Source organism: Bacillus sp. YP1 (assembly GCF_000877815.1).
Classification (GTDB): domain Bacteria; phylum Bacillota; class Bacilli; order Bacillales; family Bacillaceae; genus Bacillus; species Bacillus subtilis.
The window spans coordinates 3,863,774-3,880,000 of sequence record NZ_CP010014.1 but is presented as its reverse complement, the minus strand read 5'-3'; the positions used below and the strand labels follow the sequence as shown (position 1 = coordinate 3,880,000).

16 protein-coding genes, 1 tRNA gene, 1 rRNA gene, 1 other RNA gene and 1 other annotated feature (1 of these 20 running past the window's edge) are annotated in these 16,227 nt (G+C 42.4%); of the genes, 5 read left to right on the top strand and 14 right to left on the bottom strand.

Annotated elements, in window-relative coordinates:
* The 8 genes from QF06_RS19105 to tadA form a co-directional block, all read right to left on the bottom strand.
* Nucleotides 1-785 (bottom strand): 16S ribosomal RNA (locus QF06_RS19105) (it extends 765 nt beyond the left edge of the window).
* A 244-nt stretch (nucleotides 786-1,029) separates the two neighbouring features.
* Nucleotides 1,030-1,293 (bottom strand): sigma-K factor-processing regulator BofA, encoded by a 264-nt coding sequence (bofA, locus tag QF06_RS19100; protein ID WP_029726362.1) that lies wholly within the window; start codon nucleotides 1,291-1,293, stop codon nucleotides 1,030-1,032.
* A gap of 66 nt (nucleotides 1,294-1,359) precedes the next feature.
* Nucleotides 1,360-1,584, bottom strand: a complete 225-nt coding sequence (locus tag QF06_RS19095) for a YaaL family protein (RefSeq protein WP_003242387.1) — start codon at nucleotides 1,582-1,584, stop codon at nucleotides 1,360-1,362.
* A gap of 17 nt (nucleotides 1,585-1,601) precedes the next feature.
* The gene (gene recR, locus QF06_RS19090; RefSeq protein WP_003225425.1) at nucleotides 1,602-2,198 is read right to left on the bottom strand and encodes a recombination protein RecR; all 597 of its coding nucleotides are present in this window, start codon (nucleotides 2,196-2,198) and stop codon (nucleotides 1,602-1,604) included.
* Nucleotides 2,199-2,212: 14 nt separating this feature from the next.
* Complete coding sequence (locus tag QF06_RS19085) at nucleotides 2,213-2,536, bottom strand: YbaB/EbfC family nucleoid-associated protein (RefSeq protein ID WP_003225427.1); 324 nt, start codon at nucleotides 2,534-2,536, stop codon at nucleotides 2,213-2,215.
* Between the two features lie 23 nt (nucleotides 2,537-2,559).
* Nucleotides 2,560-4,251, bottom strand: coding sequence for a DNA polymerase III subunit gamma/tau (gene dnaX / locus QF06_RS19080; protein WP_029317164.1), 1,692 nt, complete (start codon nucleotides 4,249-4,251; stop codon nucleotides 2,560-2,562).
* Nucleotides 4,252-4,380: 129 nt separating this feature from the next.
* Nucleotides 4,381-4,645, bottom strand: an RNA gene (ffs, locus tag QF06_RS21645) — signal recognition particle sRNA large type.
* Between the two features lie 82 nt (nucleotides 4,646-4,727).
* Nucleotides 4,728-5,213 carry a tRNA adenosine(34) deaminase TadA gene (gene tadA, locus QF06_RS19075; protein WP_003226784.1) on the bottom strand — a complete coding sequence of 162 codons (486 nt, stop codon included), beginning with the start codon at nucleotides 5,211-5,213 and terminating at the stop codon, nucleotides 4,728-4,730.
* An 85-nt stretch (nucleotides 5,214-5,298) separates the two neighbouring features.
* Between tadA and QF06_RS19070 the strand changes: the two genes are divergently transcribed.
* The 4 genes from QF06_RS19070 (at nucleotide 5,299) to dck (ending at nucleotide 8,569) form a co-directional block, all read left to right on the top strand.
* On the top strand, nucleotides 5,299-5,844 hold the full coding sequence (locus tag QF06_RS19070; RefSeq protein WP_003226786.1) for a cysteine hydrolase family protein: 546 nt from the start codon (nucleotides 5,299-5,301) through the stop codon (nucleotides 5,842-5,844).
* A 69-nt stretch (nucleotides 5,845-5,913) separates the two neighbouring features.
* Complete coding sequence (locus tag QF06_RS19065) at nucleotides 5,914-7,197, top strand: glycoside hydrolase family 18 protein (RefSeq protein WP_043940260.1); 1,284 nt, start codon at nucleotides 5,914-5,916, stop codon at nucleotides 7,195-7,197.
* 98 nt (nucleotides 7,198-7,295) lie between these two features.
* A complete protein-coding gene (gene dgk, locus QF06_RS19060) occupies nucleotides 7,296-7,919 on the top strand; it encodes a deoxyguanosine kinase (protein WP_003226790.1) in 624 nt (207 codons plus the stop codon).
* Nucleotides 7,916-8,569: a deoxyadenosine/deoxycytidine kinase gene (gene dck, locus QF06_RS19055; protein ID WP_014478585.1), complete on the top strand. Its 654-nt coding sequence runs from the start codon at nucleotides 7,916-7,918 to the stop codon at nucleotides 8,567-8,569. Before dgk ends, dck begins: the two co-directional genes overlap by 4 nt.
* A 111-nt stretch (nucleotides 8,570-8,680) precedes the next feature.
* On the opposite strand, the gene QF06_RS19050 is transcribed toward dck, so the two are convergent.
* The 6 genes from QF06_RS19050 to guaB all read right to left on the bottom strand — a co-directional run bounded on the left by QF06_RS19050 (nucleotide 8,681) and on the right by guaB (nucleotide 15,150).
* Nucleotides 8,681-8,773: transfer RNA gene (locus QF06_RS19050), tRNA-Ser, on the bottom strand.
* Nucleotides 8,774-8,907: 134 nt separating this feature from the next.
* A complete protein-coding gene (serS, locus tag QF06_RS19045) occupies nucleotides 8,908-10,185 on the bottom strand; it encodes a serine--tRNA ligase (protein ID WP_021479916.1) in 1,278 nt (425 codons plus the stop codon).
* A 56-nt stretch (nucleotides 10,186-10,241) separates the two neighbouring features.
* Nucleotides 10,242-10,454 (bottom strand) — a binding site (T-box leader).
* Between the two features lie 52 nt (nucleotides 10,455-10,506).
* Entirely contained in the window at nucleotides 10,507-11,097 is a 591-nt protein-coding gene (gene pdxT / locus QF06_RS19040) for a pyridoxal 5'-phosphate synthase glutaminase subunit PdxT (RefSeq protein WP_003226797.1), read from the bottom strand.
* Nucleotides 11,098-11,118: 21 nt separating this feature from the next.
* Nucleotides 11,119-12,003, bottom strand: coding sequence for a pyridoxal 5'-phosphate synthase lyase subunit PdxS (gene pdxS, locus QF06_RS19035; protein ID WP_003247145.1), 885 nt, complete (start codon nucleotides 12,001-12,003; stop codon nucleotides 11,119-11,121).
* A gap of 196 nt (nucleotides 12,004-12,199) precedes the next feature.
* Nucleotides 12,200-13,531, bottom strand: a complete 1,332-nt coding sequence (gene dacA / locus QF06_RS19030) for a D-alanyl-D-alanine carboxypeptidase (protein ID WP_015482683.1) — start codon at nucleotides 13,529-13,531, stop codon at nucleotides 12,200-12,202.
* Nucleotides 13,532-13,683: 152 nt separating this feature from the next.
* Complete coding sequence (gene guaB, locus QF06_RS19025) at nucleotides 13,684-15,150, bottom strand: IMP dehydrogenase (protein ID WP_003226803.1); 1,467 nt, start codon at nucleotides 15,148-15,150, stop codon at nucleotides 13,684-13,686.
* Between the two features lie 120 nt (nucleotides 15,151-15,270).
* Between guaB and QF06_RS19020 the strand changes: the two genes are divergently transcribed.
* Nucleotides 15,271-16,218: a YaaC family protein gene (locus tag QF06_RS19020; protein WP_041850245.1), complete on the top strand. Its 948-nt coding sequence runs from the start codon at nucleotides 15,271-15,273 to the stop codon at nucleotides 16,216-16,218.
* The last annotated feature ends 9 nt before the right edge of the window (nucleotides 16,219-16,227 follow it).

Sequence of the window (16,227 nt, the reverse complement as noted above, 5' to 3'; positions counted from 1 at the left end):
CTCCCCACGCTTTCGCTCCTCAGCGTCAGTTACAGACCAGAGAGTCGCCTTCGCCACTGGTGTTCCTCCACATCTCTACGCATTTCACCGCTACACGTGGAATTCCACTCTCCTCTTCTGCACTCAAGTTCCCCAGTTTCCAATGACCCTCCCCGGTTGAGCCGGGGGCTTTCACATCAGACTTAAGAAACCGCCTGCGAGCCCTTTACGCCCAATAATTCCGGACAACGCTTGCCACCTACGTATTACCGCGGCTGCTGGCACGTAGTTAGCCGTGGCTTTCTGGTTAGGTACCGTCAAGGTACCGCCCTATTCGAACGGTACTTGTTCTTCCCTAACAACAGAGCTTTACGATCCGAAAACCTTCATCACTCACGCGGCGTTGCTCCGTCAGACTTTCGTCCATTGCGGAAGATTCCCTACTGCTGCCTCCCGTAGGAGTCTGGGCCGTGTCTCAGTCCCAGTGTGGCCGATCACCCTCTCAGGTCGGCTACGCATCGTTGCCTTGGTGAGCCGTTACCTCACCAACTAGCTAATGCGCCGCGGGTCCATCTGTAAGTGGTAGCCGAAGCCACCTTTTATGTTTGAACCATGCGGTTCAAACAACCATCCGGTATTAGCCCCGGTTTCCCGGAGTTATCCCAGTCTTACAGGCAGGTTACCCACGTGTTACTCACCCGTCCGCCGCTAACATCAGGGAGCAAGCTCCCATCTGTCCGCTCGACTTGCATGTATTAGGCACGCCGCCAGCGTTCGTCCTGAGCCAGGATCAAACTCTCCGATAAAGTAGTTTGACTGACTACGCACATCGCTGTGCGATTTATAAAAATGAATTAACAGGTACATTTTGTCTTGTTTAGTTTTCAAAGAACTTTGTTTACCGCTCGTTTAAGCGACTTTATTATCATAACATTTACCGCCGCTACTGTCAACAACTTTTTAGCATTTCCTTTTCAAAAAAGCTGTTCGTCATCAGCGACGTATATTAGAATAACACCTTCAGTTGTCTAAGTCAATACATAATATCAATTAAATGATAAATTGCTTAATAACGACTAACGCAGCTATTCCGGGTATCCCTAAAATTCCGCTGATAGCTGTTGTAACCAGATTAATCGGCACATGAATGCCAAGACTGCCGCCAAACATATTTACACAAACCAGCAGCAAAGCACCTGCCACAAATTTAACAGCTGTGATGCCCATCCACTTTAAAGGCTTCGCAGTTGAACCTGATAAAAAAAGAAGAATAACCAGTCCTAAAATAATCCCAATAATAAAAATAGGCTCCATGAATCTTCTCATCTCCTTCGCTTGTTCTAGTACAAGCTTATGAGAAGATCCAGGAGTTTAGACCACTTACTTCCACCGGCTGATTTTTAAATTTCGCTGCTTCGCTTCCCTTAAGTAAAAAAAATACTTCGCTTCAGCTACTTTCAGTTCGTATAACACTTCAGCAGACGGTTCTAAGCTTTTTTCGACCAGCTTTTTTTGCCTGTTCCACTCTTCCTTTTGCTTAAAAAGCTGCTCGGTTAGTTTTTCATCAAACTCTCTTCTTAATGTTTTCTTGCGAAGAAAACCCATGGATCGCTTTTTCCTCCTTACAATTCACGTCTTCCTTCAAGTGCTTTAGAAAGAGTGACCTCGTCAGCATATTCCAAGTCACCGCCGACGGGCAGTCCGTGGGCAATACGGGAGAGCTTAATACCAGACGGCTTGAGGAGCCTTGATATATACATCGCCGTTGCTTCCCCTTCTATATTAGGGTTTGTCGCGAGGATCACTTCTGTCACTTGATCATCCTGTAATCGTTTTAACAATTCTGGTATTTTAATATCCTCCGGTCCAATGCCGTCCATTGGAGAAATAGCGCCGTGAAGAACGTGATACTGTCCGTTGTATTCCTTCATTTTCTCCATAGCGATAACATCCTTAGGGTCTTGCACAACACAGATAACAGACTTATCCCTGCGCGTATCTTCACATATATAGCAAGGGTCCTGATCTGTAATATGCCCGCAAACTGAACAATATGTCAGGTTGCGTTTCGCATTTACTAATGCTTTCGCAAAATCTAATACTACATCTTCTTTCATACCTAGAACAAAAAAAGCCAGACGAACCGCTGTTTTCGGTCCGATCCCTGGCAATTTCATAAAGCTGTCAATCAGCTTTGATATTGGTTCAGGATATTGCATGTTCTTTTATCCCCCTAGAATAAACCTGGCATGTTCATTCCCTTTGTAAATTGACCCATTGTTTCGTTTGTGATTTCGTCAACTTTTTTCAAAGCTTCATTCGTTGCAGCAAGCACTAAATCTTGAAGCATATCAATATCTTCAGGATCAACGACTTCTTCTTTGATGATAACATCCAGGATTTCTTTTTGGCCGTTTGCTTTTACTGTTACCATACCGCCGCCTGCAGTTCCTTCAACAACCTTTTCTGCAAGCTCTTCTTGAGCCTTCGCCATGTCCTTTTGCATTTTTTGCATTTGTTTCATCATTTTTTGCATATTACCCATTCCGCCACGCATAGCATTCACTCTCTTTCATTTTGTTAGTCTTTTATTTCAATTAAATCCGCTCCAACAAGCTTTTTCGCTTCGGCAATAAGCGGGTCTTCTTCAGCCGGTTCATTTGATCCTTCATTTTCCTGCTGATGATCTTCTAAAAATTCTTCTCTTATTTTACCCCATTGTGCTTCTGGAACGCCAATCAAATCCATTCTTTTTCCGAGCATCGATTCTAAAATCTGCTCAAGATTAGTCCGGACTCCGTTGTTATCCTCAGCGACCATTTTACAATGAATTTCATATTTGAATTTCAGAACAAATGCCGCCGATCCGGCAGCCACAGGTTCACTGTCATTCAGCAAAGCGGCATGTGATACTTTGTTTTGCTGTTTGAGATGAGCAAGAAGCTTGCCCCAACTGTTTCTGAGCAGATCAAGATCCGGTCTTGTGGCTTCCTTCAAAATCTCATGAATTCTGCCTACTGGCGCTTTGTAATTGGATTTCCCGCCCTTTGGCACACGCGGCGCTTCTTTTTTCGGGCTTTCCGCAGCTGCTTTTATGCCCGTTGTTTTGAGCCGCTCTACTTCCTGTTCGAGCTGCTGGATTTTTTTCATCAGCATATCCACTTCCGGGAGATCAGCAGCAGATTGATGTGAGGTTTGGCAAATCTTCACAACGGCCACTTCGAAAAAGATACGCGGATGATTTGTCCATTTCATTTCCTGATGGCTCTTGTTCAGAATATCAATCATTTCATATAGGGCCTGAGCCGGAATTTGTTCACTTAGTTCCCGGAACGTTTCATCAACTTTTACTTTCTCAAGAACTCCCTCTAAGCCAGGGGCTGTTTTGTACAGCAGCATGTCCCTGAAATAGAAAATCATATCTTCTATCAGCTTAGCTGGATCTTTTCCTTGCTGAAGCAATTCATTTAATGTTTCCAGTGCGTCAGAAACGTTTTTATCATGCAGGGATTGTGCAAGCTTCCCGATATATAATTGAGAAACAGCACCCGTAATTAAAAGCGCATCTTCGACTTTCAGGATATCGCCGCTGAATGATATGGCCTGATCAAGAAGGCTCAGGGCATCCCTCATCCCTCCGTCTGCAGCACTCGCGATGATATCCAGCGATCCTTCCTCCACTTGCAGCTGTTCAGCATCAACAATTTTATTCATGCGGCCTACAATCGCCTGGGAGGTAATTCGTTTAAAGTCAAAACGCTGACATCTAGAGATAATGGTTAAAGGAATTTTGTGTGGTTCAGTTGTTGCTAATATGAAAATACAATGCTCAGGCGGCTCTTCTAATGTTTTTAGTAATGCATTAAAAGCGCCGATAGAAAGCATATGCACCTCATCTATGATATATACCTTATATGTGACGGCCGACGGGGCAAACTTCACTTTATCGCGAATGTCACGAATCTCATCAACACCGTTATTAGAAGCGGCGTCAATTTCTATGACATCGGATATTGACCCGTTTGTTATCCCTTTACAGGCCGCACATTCGTTGCATGGCTCATCAACAGGAGCATGTTCACAGTTGACAGCCTTAGCAAATATTTTGGCTGCACTGGTTTTTCCGGTTCCTCTTGGCCCGGAAAACAGATAGGCGTGAGAAAACTTTTTTTGCAAAAGGGCATTTTGCAGCGTTTTTGTAATGTGTTCTTGTCCGACCACATCTTCAAAGCGCTGAGGCCTGAATACTCGATATAAAGCTTGGTAACTCACGGGTTTGCCCTCCTCCGTTATTCATCATTCCCATTATACATGAACCTTGTTTCGATTCCAAAAGCTCTTTTTACATAACAAAAAACTCACCTAATATTAGGTGAGTCTGAAAATTTGATGATTGATTTACCGTGCACCTTCTGTCGATTCGCTACCCTAAGCGTTACTTAAGCAGTTAGCTCGGCCCAGGCAACCCTGCGGCACATGAGAGGTTTCACTTAATGCTGCTTCCTTCCGGACCTGACATGGTTCATGAATTCCCATTGCGCAGGACCCAAACGTCAACACCACTTACTTAAGGCAGGCCTTAAAGTAAACGAACCTCGAGAAGGGATTCGGCCCTGCTAGAGCGGATTGCAGGTACAGGGCACCGCTACCTCCCCGCTTAGCACGGCAAAATAAATATCAAATTTTATGTTGCATCTATTACGATGCACACTTAAGTATATCTGTTTCCCCTAAAAATTGCAACCGTACTATTCAGACAAGTTTTTCCTGGCAGCTTTCTTCTTTTTTCTTAGTTCTCTGAAAAACGCACTGAGCATTCCGCCGCATTCTTCCTCAAGTACACCGCTCACCACTTCAGCCTGATGATTAAAGCGTTCCTCCTGGAGAAGGTTCATTAGCGTGCCTGAACAGCCGCCTTTCGGATCAAATGCGCCAAAAACCACTTTTTCCACTCGAGAAAGTACGACTGCACCAGCACACATTGGACAAGGCTCAAGCGTCACATAAAGAGTCGCACCTTCCAGCCGCCATGTTCCCAGTGCCTTACACGCTTCATCAATCACAAGCATTTCTGCATGGGCAATAGATCGTTGCTCAGTCTCTCTTAAATTATGTGCACGCGCTATAATTTCATCATTAACGACAAGCACCGCACCTATTGGCACTTCACCTTTCTCTTCAGCCTTTTTCGCTTCTTTAATTGCTTCTTTCATATAAAGTTCATCTTGTGTCATAAGGATAAGCTCTCTTTTCAAAGTTTTTTCATTGCCTAAAAAGGCTACATATTAACTATAACTGAAACGGAAAGGAGACTGTCGATTGTCCAAAGCAGATACAGCCCTTCTCATTGTAGACATGATCAATAATTTTGAATTCGATATGGGAGAAACCCTCGCTAAAAAAACAGAAAAAATCGTTCCTCATATTTTATCATTAAAGGAGCACGCGAGACAAAATGAATGGCCGATTATTTACATCAATGATCATTATGGACTTTGGCAAGCTGACATTAAAAACATTCAGCAAGAATGCACAAATGAAAGAAGCAAGGATATCATCACTAAGATAGCCCCGGAAGATGCTGATTATTTTTTAATCAAACCAAAACATTCCGCTTTCTACGAAACTGCACTTCACACCCTTCTTACTGAGTTGCAGGTGAGACATATTATCTTAACAGGTATAGCCGGCAATATATGTGTGCTGTTTACCGCTAATGACGCTTATATGAGGGAATACAGCATCACGATTCCTAAGGACTGTATCGCGTCAAACAGTGACGAAGATAACGAATTCGCCTTAACTATGATGGAGAATGTTCTTTTCGCAGAAATTACGACGGAAGAACAAATTACAGAAAAATAAACATGATCAGCGCTTTTCTTTCATACATTGATAGCGATATGAAAGGAGGCGTTTTTCATTCAAATTTATGTGGTAAAACAAGGCGACACTCTTTCTGCTATCGCTTCACAATACAGAACAACCGCAAATGAGATCACTGAAACGAATGAAATACCGAATCCCGACAGCCTTGTTGTCGGACAAACCATTGTCATTCCAATAGCCGGCCAGTTCTATGATGTGAAGCGAGGTGATACCCTGACATCCATCGCCCGGCAGTTCAATACAACAGCAGCCGAGCTCGCAAGGGTTAACCGCATCCAGTTAAATACCGTGCTTCAGATTGGTTTCCGTTTATACATCCCTCCAGCTCCTAAACGAGACATCGAATCAAATGCTTATTTGGAGCCCCGAGGAAATCAAGTCAGCGAAAATCTCCAGCAGGCGGCCAGAGAAGCGTCGCCCTACTTAACGTACCTTGGCGCATTCAGCTTCCAGGCACAGCGGAACGGAACCTTAGTCGCACCGCCTTTAACGAATTTAAGGAGCATTACAGAAAGTCAAAATACAACATTGATGATGATTATAACGAACCTAGAAAACCAGGCATTTAGTGATGAACTTGGCCGGATCCTTTTGAACGACGAAACTGTAAAAAGAAGGCTTCTAAATGAAATAGTGGAGAATGCCAAGAGATATGGCTTCCGTGACATTCATTTCGACTTTGAATATTTGCGGCCCCAGGATAGAGAGGCCTATAATCAATTTCTCCGCGAAGCAAGGGATCTTTTTCATCGAGAGGGCTTAGAAATTTCTACGGCACTTGCTCCTAAAACAAGTGCAACACAGCAGGGCAGATGGTATGAAGCTCATGATTACAGGGCGCATGGCCAAATTGTCGACTTTGTTGTTCTCATGACATATGAATGGGGCTATAGCGGCGGGGCGCCTCAAGCGGTTTCTCCAATTGGACCTGTCCGTGATGTCATAGAATATGCTTTGACTGAAATGCCTGCGAACAAAATTGTCATGGGCCAGAATTTATATGGATATGACTGGACGCTGCCATATACAGCAGGGGGAACTCCAGCAAGAGCAGTAAGCCCTCAGCAAGCCATTGTCATAGCTGATCAGAACAATGCTTCCATTCAGTATGACCAAACCGCTCAAGCTCCTTTCTTCCGCTATACTGATGCAGAAAACAGAAGGCACGAGGTATGGTTCGAGGATGCCCGCTCGATTCAAGCAAAATTTAATCTGATTAAAGAGCTGAATTTAAGAGGCATCAGCTATTGGAAGCTGGGTCTTTCCTTTCCACAAAACTGGCTGCTGCTGTCTGATCAATTTAATGTTGTCAAAAAGACGTTTCGATAATTTGGAAACGTCTTTTTTTCATGGGGGCACCCAAGGGTTGTGATACAATATGAAGGTCGGTAACTGACGCACGTTTTTCAGATATAAGGAGGATTCCGATGAATACAGCCCCTTTTATTGCAATAGAAGGTCCTATCGGGGCAGGAAAAACAACTCTCGCAACGATGCTCTCACAAGAATTCGGATTCCCTATGATCAATGAGATTGTAGAGGATAACCCGTACCTTGATAAGTTTTATGACAATATAGAGGAATGGAGCTTCCAGCTCGAGATGTTTTTTCTTTGTCACAGATACAAACAGCTTGAAGACACCAGTGATCACTTTTTAAAAAAGGGACAGCCTGTAATAGCTGATTATCATATTTATAAAAATGTGATTTTTGCGGAACGCACCTTGTCTCCACATCAGCTGGAAAAATACAAAAAGATATATCACCTGCTAACGGATGATCTGCCAAAGCCGAATTTCATCATTTACATAAAGGCCAGTCTGCCTACATTGCTACACCGCATTGAAAAACGCGGGCGCCCCTTTGAGAAAAAAATTGAAACTAGCTATTTGGAGCAGCTGATTTCAGATTATGAAGTCGCCATCAAGCAGCTGCAGGAAGCAGACCCTGAACTTACAGTGTTAACCGTAGATGGTGATTCAAAGGATTTCGTTTTGAATAAGAGCGACTTTGAACGCATTGCCGCCCATGTAAAGGAGCTTATCGTATGAAGGAACATCATATCCCTAACAATTCAATTATTACAGTAGCAGGAACAGTAGGTGTCGGAAAATCGACTTTAACAAAAACTTTAGCTAAACGGCTTGGATTTAAAACATCGTTGGAGGAAGTCGATCATAATCCATACTTGGAAAAGTTCTATCATGATTTTGAACGTTGGAGCTTTCACCTTCAAATTTACTTCTTAGCTGAACGCTTCAAAGAACAGAAAACAATTTTTGAAGCCGGCGGAGGTTTTGTACAGGATCGTTCGATTTATGAAGATACAGGAATTTTTGCAAAAATGCATGCTGATAAAGGGACAATGTCAAAGGTTGATTATAAGACTTACACAAGCCTTTTCGAAGCAATGGTAATGACACCGTATTTCCCACACCCAGATGTGTTGATCTATTTAGAAGGAGATCTGGAGAACATTTTAAACCGGATTGAACAACGCGGCCGTGAGATGGAGCTTCAGACAAGCAGGTCTTATTGGGAAGAAATGCATACACGCTACGAGAACTGGATAAGCGGTTTTAATGCCTGCCCTGTTTTAAAACTTCGCATTGAAGATTATGATCTTCTGAACGACGAAAACTCGATTGAAAATATTGTAGATCAAATTGCTTCAGTTATTCATGATAATCAAAAAAAGTGAATCTCAGTCGAGATTCACTTTTTCTTTAAAATAAAAAATCCGCCGCACCGAATGCAACGGACAAAACAATCTCCAATATATGCTTGTGTTTCATTAGAATTAAAATCAATATGGCGGAGGAAGAGGGATTCGAACCCCCGCGGGCTTTGACACCCCTGTCGGTTTTCAAGACCGATCCCTTCAGCCGGACTTGGGTATTCCTCCGTATCGACAAGACTTACTATATCACGTATGTTCTCGTGTGGTCAAGCATTTTTAAAAACTTTTTTTGTTTTTATGAAAATGCCGTGTTTACATAAGCAAAAAGGCGCACCTTGTCAGGCACGCCTTTCCATAATTTACGGTTTCATTACTTCTCTATTCCCCATATAAGGACGAAGCACTTTCGGAATCACAACGCTTCCGTCTTCCTGCTGATAATTTTCTAAGATAGCGGCAACTGTTCTTCCAACCGCCAGTCCTGAACCGTTCAGTGTGTGTACATGCTCAGGCTTGCCTTTCGCTTCACGTCTGAATCGAATATTCGCACGTCTCGCCTGGAACGCTTCGAAGTTGCTGCAAGAAGAGATTTCTCGATATGTGTCTTGGCTTGGAATCCAAACTTCGATATCGTATTTTTTCGCAGCCGTAAAGCCTAAATCACCCGTACACATGCTCATGACACGGTATGGAAGCTCAAGCAGCTGAAGAACCCGTTCTGCTTGGTTTGTAAGCTTCTCTAATTCTTCATAAGAATCTTCAGGCTTCACAAACTTTACAAGCTCAACTTTATTAAATTGGTGCTGACGAATTAATCCGCGTGTGTCACGTCCTGCTGAACCAGCTTCAGAACGGAAGCAAGCACTGAATGCCGCATAGTTGATCGGCAGGCTGTCACCTGAAAGGATTTCATCGCGATGCATGTTTGTAATCGGCACTTCCGCCGTTGGAATTAAGAAATAATCTTCTTCTCTGATTTTAAATGCATCCTCTTCAAATTTAGGAAGCTGCCCCGTTCCCGTCATGCTTGCGCGGTTTACCATATATGGCGGGATCACTTCAGTGTAGTTATACTCATCCACATGCAGATCAAGCATAAAGTTATAAAGCGCACGCTCCAGACGAGCACCTAAGCCTTTATAGAACACGAAACGGCTTCCTGTTACTTTGGCAGCACGTTCAAAATCCAGAATACCCAGCTCATCCGCAATATCCCAGTGCGGCTTCGGCTCATAAGCAAATGAAGGCTTTTCACCCCATTTACGCACTTCTACGTTGTCGTCTTCTGTTTCACCGACAGGTACAGACTCATGCGGAATATTCGGGATTGAGAGAAGGATTGTATCAAGCTCAGCTTCCACTGTTCGCAATTCTTCATCAAGCTTTTTAATTTCCTCGCCGACTTCACGCATTTCTTTAATAATGTGATCCGCTTCTTTTTTCTCACGCTTCAGCACAGCAACCTGCTGAGAAACTTCATTTCGTTTTCCTTTTAACTCTTCAACCTTGCCGATAAGCTCTCTTCGTCTATCATCCAGCGCCTCAAACTTATCAAAATCAGTTAAGTCTTCGCCTTTGTGTACAAGCTTTGCTTTAATTTCTTGAAAATTTGCTCTCAGCATTTTCGTATCAAGCATGCGAAACACTCCTTTTTTTATTGATTTGTCGAAAATAAAAAGAGCCCTCATCCCCATAAAGGGACGAGAGCTCTCGCGTTGCCACCCTGATTGAAAACAAATCAAAGACTCGTTTTCCACTTTCAAACATAACGGTTATCCCGTAAATGCCTACTAGTTTCAGCATTTCGCTCAAGGATGGATTCAGACAGCATCTTTCACCGATTCGCACCAACCATCGGCTCTCTTAGAAAGAGAGGCTCCCTACTAGTTCCTATCAACGCTTTTCGATCTTTATTTGTGCTTATAATGTACTATAAGTTTCCACAGCTTTCAACTGTTTTATACAAGTGCCTTTTGCTTATATTCCTCAACCATTTCAACAAACAGCTGTGTCACTCGGTGATCTTCTGTCAGCTCCGGATGGAATGAGCAGCCAAGGAATTGCCCCTGTTTCGCTGCTACAATACGACCATTATGCTCCGATAGAACTTCAACATTTTCACCAGCTTCTAAAATATGCGGAGCACGGATGAATACCCCTGTAAAAGGCTCGTCCAAGCCTTTAATTGTTAAATCAGCTTCAAAGCTGTCAACCTGCCGGCCAAATGAATTACGTTCTACAACCACATTCAGAAGACCTAAATGAGGATTATCTGAACCGGCAATTTCTTTTGCTAATATAATTAATCCGGCACATGTTCCAAACATCGGTTTGCCCTGAGCAGCGAATTCACGAAGCGGCTCCATGAATTGATACGTATCGATCAAACGGCGCATCGTCGTGCTCTCACCGCCCGGCAAAATCAACCCGTCAACTTCGTTCAGCTGCTCCGGACGTTTTACGACAAGACCAGCCGCGCCGCATGCTTCAATCGCATGGATGTGCTCTCTAACTGCTCCTTGAAGTCCTAGTACACCTATTGTTAACATGTCAGCAGCGCTCCTATGTTCTTACCAGCCGCGTTCTTGCATACGCTGTTCTGGAAGTAAGTTTGAGATTTCAATCCCTTTCATTGCAGTACCAAGCTCTTTTGACAACTCAGCGATCAATTTGTAATCAGTAAAGTGAGTTGTTGCTTCCACAATTGCTTTCGCAAATTTAGCAGGGTTGTCTGATTTGAAAATACCAGAACCAACAAATACTCCGTCAGCACCAAGCTGCATCATGAGAGCAGCATCAGCTGGAGTTGCTACGCCGCCAGCGGCAAAGTTAACGACAGGAAGCTTGCCGTCTTTTTTAATTTGAAGAAGAAGCTCGTAAGGAGCACCTAGATTTTTCGCTTCTGTCATTAGTTCATCCTCACTCATCGCAACTACTTTGCGCACTTGAGCGTTAACTTTACGCATATGGCGAACAGCCTCAACAATATTACCTGTTCCAGGCTCACCTTTTGTGCGAAGCATAGAAGCACCTTCCGCAATACGGCGTGTTGCTTCACCAAGATCACGGCAGCCACATACAAAAGGAACTGTGTATTCATTTTTATTTAAATGAAATTCTTCGTCAGCCGGCGTCAGAACTTCACTTTCATCAATATAGTCAACACCCATAGCTTCAAGCACACGCGCTTCAACAATATGTCCGATACGCGCTTTTGCCATTACCGGGATAGATACTGCATTCATTACTTCTTCCACGATTGTAGGGTCCGCCATACGGGCAACTCCTCCAGCCGCGCGAATATCTGCTGGCACACGTTCTAGCGCCATTACAGCGACAGCTCCAGCTTCTTCAGCGATTTTCGCTTGTTCCGCATTGATGACGTCCATAATGACGCCGCCTTTTTGCATTTCTGCCATTCCGCGTTTTACACGTTCAGTACCTGTTTGAGCCATTTCTTGGTCCCCCTAATCAAGGTATAGTTATATGATTTCTAATCCTTATTGTATCCTAGAAATCCAATAATTCATATGGATATATACTATTTTATTCGGTTTTTAGCGCTTTGAAAATCATTTTTTATTAAAAATTGGGTTTTTTCAGTATATTACGCGAAAGAGCCCTAACATCCATCAGAGCTCTTTCAATTGATTAAAACCAGCCGGTTACCGTATCAACAATGCTTCCCCAAATTCCGGCAAAAAATCCGCCGATACTGCGCATTGTCAAAACAAACCAGTTTGCTTTTTCTACATTTTCTTTTGTAACAAGGTCTACGCCAGCCAGATCGCTGTTAAGGAATCCGTAATCCTTTTCATCACCTGTGTATTCCGCAGTCAGCTTCCCAACCTTGGTTCCTTTTTTCACAGGAGCAGTTAAGTTGTCTTTATTCAGTGTGACCTTCGCTTTGTAATTCTTTTCTTCACCATTTTTGACAGGAAGAGAGAACGCCTTGTTTGTCACAATGCCTACTTCTTTCTCTTTACCCTTATCAACTGAAATTGTTTTATGGCCTTTTACTTGATCGCCTTCAGCATAAATTTCTTTCATGGAGAAATTGTCGAAAGCATAATCAAACATTTTCTTCGTTTCATCGAAACGGCCTGTATGAAGGTTGCCCTTTGCGTTTAAAACAACAGTGATGACACGCATACCGTTGCGTTCAGCTGTTCCTGTAAAGCATGAACCCGCAGAGTCAGTAGAACCTGTTTTCAGTCCGTCTACAGTCGCTTTTTTATACTCGCTGACAAGCCCCTTCAGCATAAAATTCCAGTTCGGCATGTCCATTTCATCATCGGTGCCTTCTCGGAATTTCGTTTTGGCGATACTGGAAGTCTCCAGTATCTCAGGGTAATCAGTAATCAAGTGATCCGCAAGAATCGCCATATCCTTTGCAGAAACTTCACTTTCTTCATTTACGCTTGTCCCCTCAGGCTGATGCCCGTGAAGATCTTTGTTTTCAAGACCTGTTGCGTTAACAAATTTGTAATCTGTTAAGCCTAGTTCTTTTGCTTTTGCATTCATTTTTTCAACAAACTTAGTTTCAGAACCGGCAACGATTTCTGCAATCGCAATAGCAGCAGCATTTGCAGAATAAATTGCTGTAGCTTGATATAATTCTTTTACTGTGTATTTCCCGTCTTTCCGAAGAGGAACGTTTGATAAGCTGTTATCTTGGGAAATTTCATACACATAGTCATCAGGCGTATAGGTTTGGTCCCATTTCACTTTACCTTGATCAATTGCTTCTAATAACAGATACTCTGTCATCATTTTTGTCATACTCGCAATTGGCAGTCTCTTATCTGCATTTTTACTGTAAAGAATTTTACCTGAAGAAGCTTCGATCATAATAGCAGCAGATGCATTGATATCAATTGGATCGCTGGCTGCTTTTGCTTTTGACATTGGAGCCAGACACGTGACAGCTAGAGTTAACACAACCAATGACATCAGTAGCTGTTTACATTTCTTGATGTTCAATCGTACGACCTCCGTATTTCATTTTCTTCATCTATAATTAAGCCGTTAAGGACATTTTCAATGCACAACAGTATAAATTTTATCATAATCAGTATAAAAAAAATAGACAGAGTCAGAGACCCTGTCAAATGTTTTTAATTTGTAACAATTTATTATGAAATTGTATAGTTAGGTGATTCTTTTGTAATCTGTACGTCATGCGGATGGCTTTCGCGAAGTCCTGCGCCAGTCATGCGAATGAACTGAGCTTCTTCTCTTAGCGCACGCAGATCTTTGGACCCGCAATACCCCATACCAGAACGAAGACCTCCGACTAGCTGATAAACGGTTTCTTCAACTGGTCCTTTGTAAGGTGTGCGTCCTTCAATTCCTTCAGGAACAAATTTTTTGTTTTCTTCTTGGAAGTAACGGTCTTTACTTCCTTTTTCCATTGCAGCAACTGATCCCATGCCGCGGTATACCTTAAATCTTCTGCCTTGGTAGATTTCAGTTTCACCAGGGCTTTCTGATGTGCCTGCAAGCAAGCTTCCGAGCATAACAGCATGTCCGCCGGCTGCCAATGCTTTAGTGATATCGCCAGAGAATTTAATCCCACCATCGGCTATGATTGTTTTGCCGTGTTTTCTTGCTTCAGTCGCACAATCATAAATTGCTGTAATTTGCGGAACACCGACGCCGGCTACAACACGTGTAGTACAAATTGAACCAGGTCCTATTCCAACTTTGACAACGTCTGCTCCAGCTTCGATAAGCGCTCTTGTCGCTTCAGCTGTTGCCACGTTTCCAGCAATAATGTTTAATTCGGGATACGTTTCACGGATTTTTGTGACTGTGTTTAAAACGCCTTGAGAGTGTCCGTGAGCTGTATCGATAACAATCACATCAACATTGGCTTCAACAAGCTTTTTGACGCGAGTCATTGTATCGCCAGTTACACCAACTGCCGCGCCAACGATCAGGCGGCCGTGAATGTCTTTAGATGAGTTCGGGAACTCAATGACTTTTTCAATGTCTTTAATTGTGATAAGACCTTTTAATTTATTCTGGTCATCTACGAGAGGAAGCTTTTCAATTTTATGTTTCTGCAAAATCTTTTCAGCTTCATCCAGAGTAGTTCCTACAGATGCAGTAACTAGCTCTTCTTTCGTCATGACGTCGCTGATTTTCATTGAGTAGTCAGAAATAAAACGAAGGTCACGGTTTGTAATAATTCCAACAAGCTTCTGGTCTTCTTCGTTATTTACAATCGGAACACCGGAAATTCTGTATTTCCCCATCAAATGCTCCGCATCAAATACTTGGTGATCAGGAGTTAAAAAGAAGGGATTTGTGATAACGCCGCGCTCAGAACGCTTTACTTTATCAACTTGTTCAGCCTGCTGTTCAATGGACATATTTTTGTGAATGATGCCCAAGCCGCCCTGTCTTGCCATTGCAATTGCCATTGCTGATTCTGTTACAGTGTCCATACCTGCGCTGATGACAGGAATATTTAGCTTTAACGTTTTTGTAAGTTCTACAGATAAATCCACATCACGCGGAAGTACCTCAGACTTTGCTGGTACAAGCAGCACATCGTCGAACGTTAAGCCTTCTTTTGAAAATTTACTTTCCCACATTAGTAAATCCCCCTCTTTTCGGCAAAATATTATATGTAGATTATCAACTAGCAAAGAGCATGTCAAGGAAGCGGGAAAGAGTTGAAATATTTAGATAACGGAAAGGATTAAGAAATATACATGACATATCATGAGTGGAAAGACTTAGCGCTATTTTACTCCGTTGAATCAACCCAGAAATTTCTAGAAAAGGTTTATACCTTAAACGGTATTGACGATGCGAAAAAAAACTCTTTTAAAAACAGTGAACGGTTTATTTATTTCTTAAAGCATGCCGAATCGTTTTATAAACAAGCCGCATATTCTCCCTTAGAAATCAAACCGATTCTTTTATTTTATGGAATGGCACAGCTTATCAAAGCATGCTTAATTACACGTGATCCTCATTATCCAAGCCATACATCAGTACTGGCACATGGCGTAACAACAAGAAAACGAAAGAAACAAAATTATTGTTTTAGCGATGATGAAGTGAAAATACAACGAAATGGCCTATGCATACATTTTATGAAACATTTATTCGGACAATCGGATATAGTAGATGAACGGTATACCATGAAAAAATTATTAATGGCCATTCCAGAACTTAGCGATATTTTCTACTTTCATCAGAAAGAACGATTTATGACAAAAGTTGAGAAGGATAAGAACGAAATTTTTGTACCGGAGGAAGTAGTAATCAATTACAAAATGTCTGATTCAAGGTTTGCTGAATACATGTCCCATCATTATCAATGGTCTTTTACAAAAAAAAATGAACACGGGCTGCTGTTCGAAATTTCACCACAAGACAAGGAGCCATGGACATCGACCAGCTTATTGTTTGACATAGAAAAGAACCAATATTATATCCCTTCTCAAAGGGAGCAATTTCTGAGGCTTCCCGAAATGACAATTCATTATTTGATTTTGTACAACGTTGGGATGATTGCAAGGTATGAAACAGAATGGTGGTATGAGTTATTAACACAGCATATAAGTGATGACTACGTGTTAATTCAGCAGTTTTTATTAGTATCAGAAAAGAAATTCCCTAAATACGCTTCACAGTTTCTTCTTCATTTTTAACAAACAAAA

Bases quoted from the DNA above. Each gene is read 5' to 3' on its own strand.
- QF06_RS19095 (WP_003242387.1), bottom strand. From the start codon at position 1,584: ATGGGTTTTCTTCGCAAGAAAACATTAAGAAGAGAGTTTGATGAAAAA.
- dck (WP_014478585.1), top strand. From the start codon at position 7,916: ATGAAGGAACATCATATCCCTAACAATTCAATTATTACAGTAGCAGGA.
- guaB (WP_003226803.1), bottom strand. From the start codon at position 15,150: ATGTGGGAAAGTAAATTTTCAAAAGAAGGCTTAACGTTCGACGATGTG.
- QF06_RS19020 (WP_041850245.1), top strand. From the start codon at position 15,271: ATGACATATCATGAGTGGAAAGACTTAGCGCTATTTTACTCCGTTGAA.
- pdxS (WP_003247145.1), bottom strand. From the start codon at position 12,003: ATGGCTCAAACAGGTACTGAACGTGTAAAACGCGGAATGGCAGAAATG.
- pdxT (WP_003226797.1), bottom strand. From the start codon at position 11,097: ATGTTAACAATAGGTGTACTAGGACTTCAAGGAGCAGTTAGAGAGCAC.
- serS (WP_021479916.1), bottom strand. From the start codon at position 10,185: ATGCTTGATACGAAAATGCTGAGAGCAAATTTTCAAGAAATTAAAGCA.
- dgk (WP_003226790.1), top strand. From the start codon at position 7,296: ATGAATACAGCCCCTTTTATTGCAATAGAAGGTCCTATCGGGGCAGGA.
- recR (WP_003225425.1), bottom strand. From the start codon at position 2,198: ATGCAATATCCTGAACCAATATCAAAGCTGATTGACAGCTTTATGAAA.
- QF06_RS19085 (WP_003225427.1), bottom strand. From the start codon at position 2,536: ATGCGTGGCGGAATGGGTAATATGCAAAAAATGATGAAACAAATGCAA.
- tadA (WP_003226784.1), bottom strand. From the start codon at position 5,213: ATGACACAAGATGAACTTTATATGAAAGAAGCAATTAAAGAAGCGAAA.
- bofA (WP_029726362.1), bottom strand. From the start codon at position 1,293: ATGGAGCCTATTTTTATTATTGGGATTATTTTAGGACTGGTTATTCTT.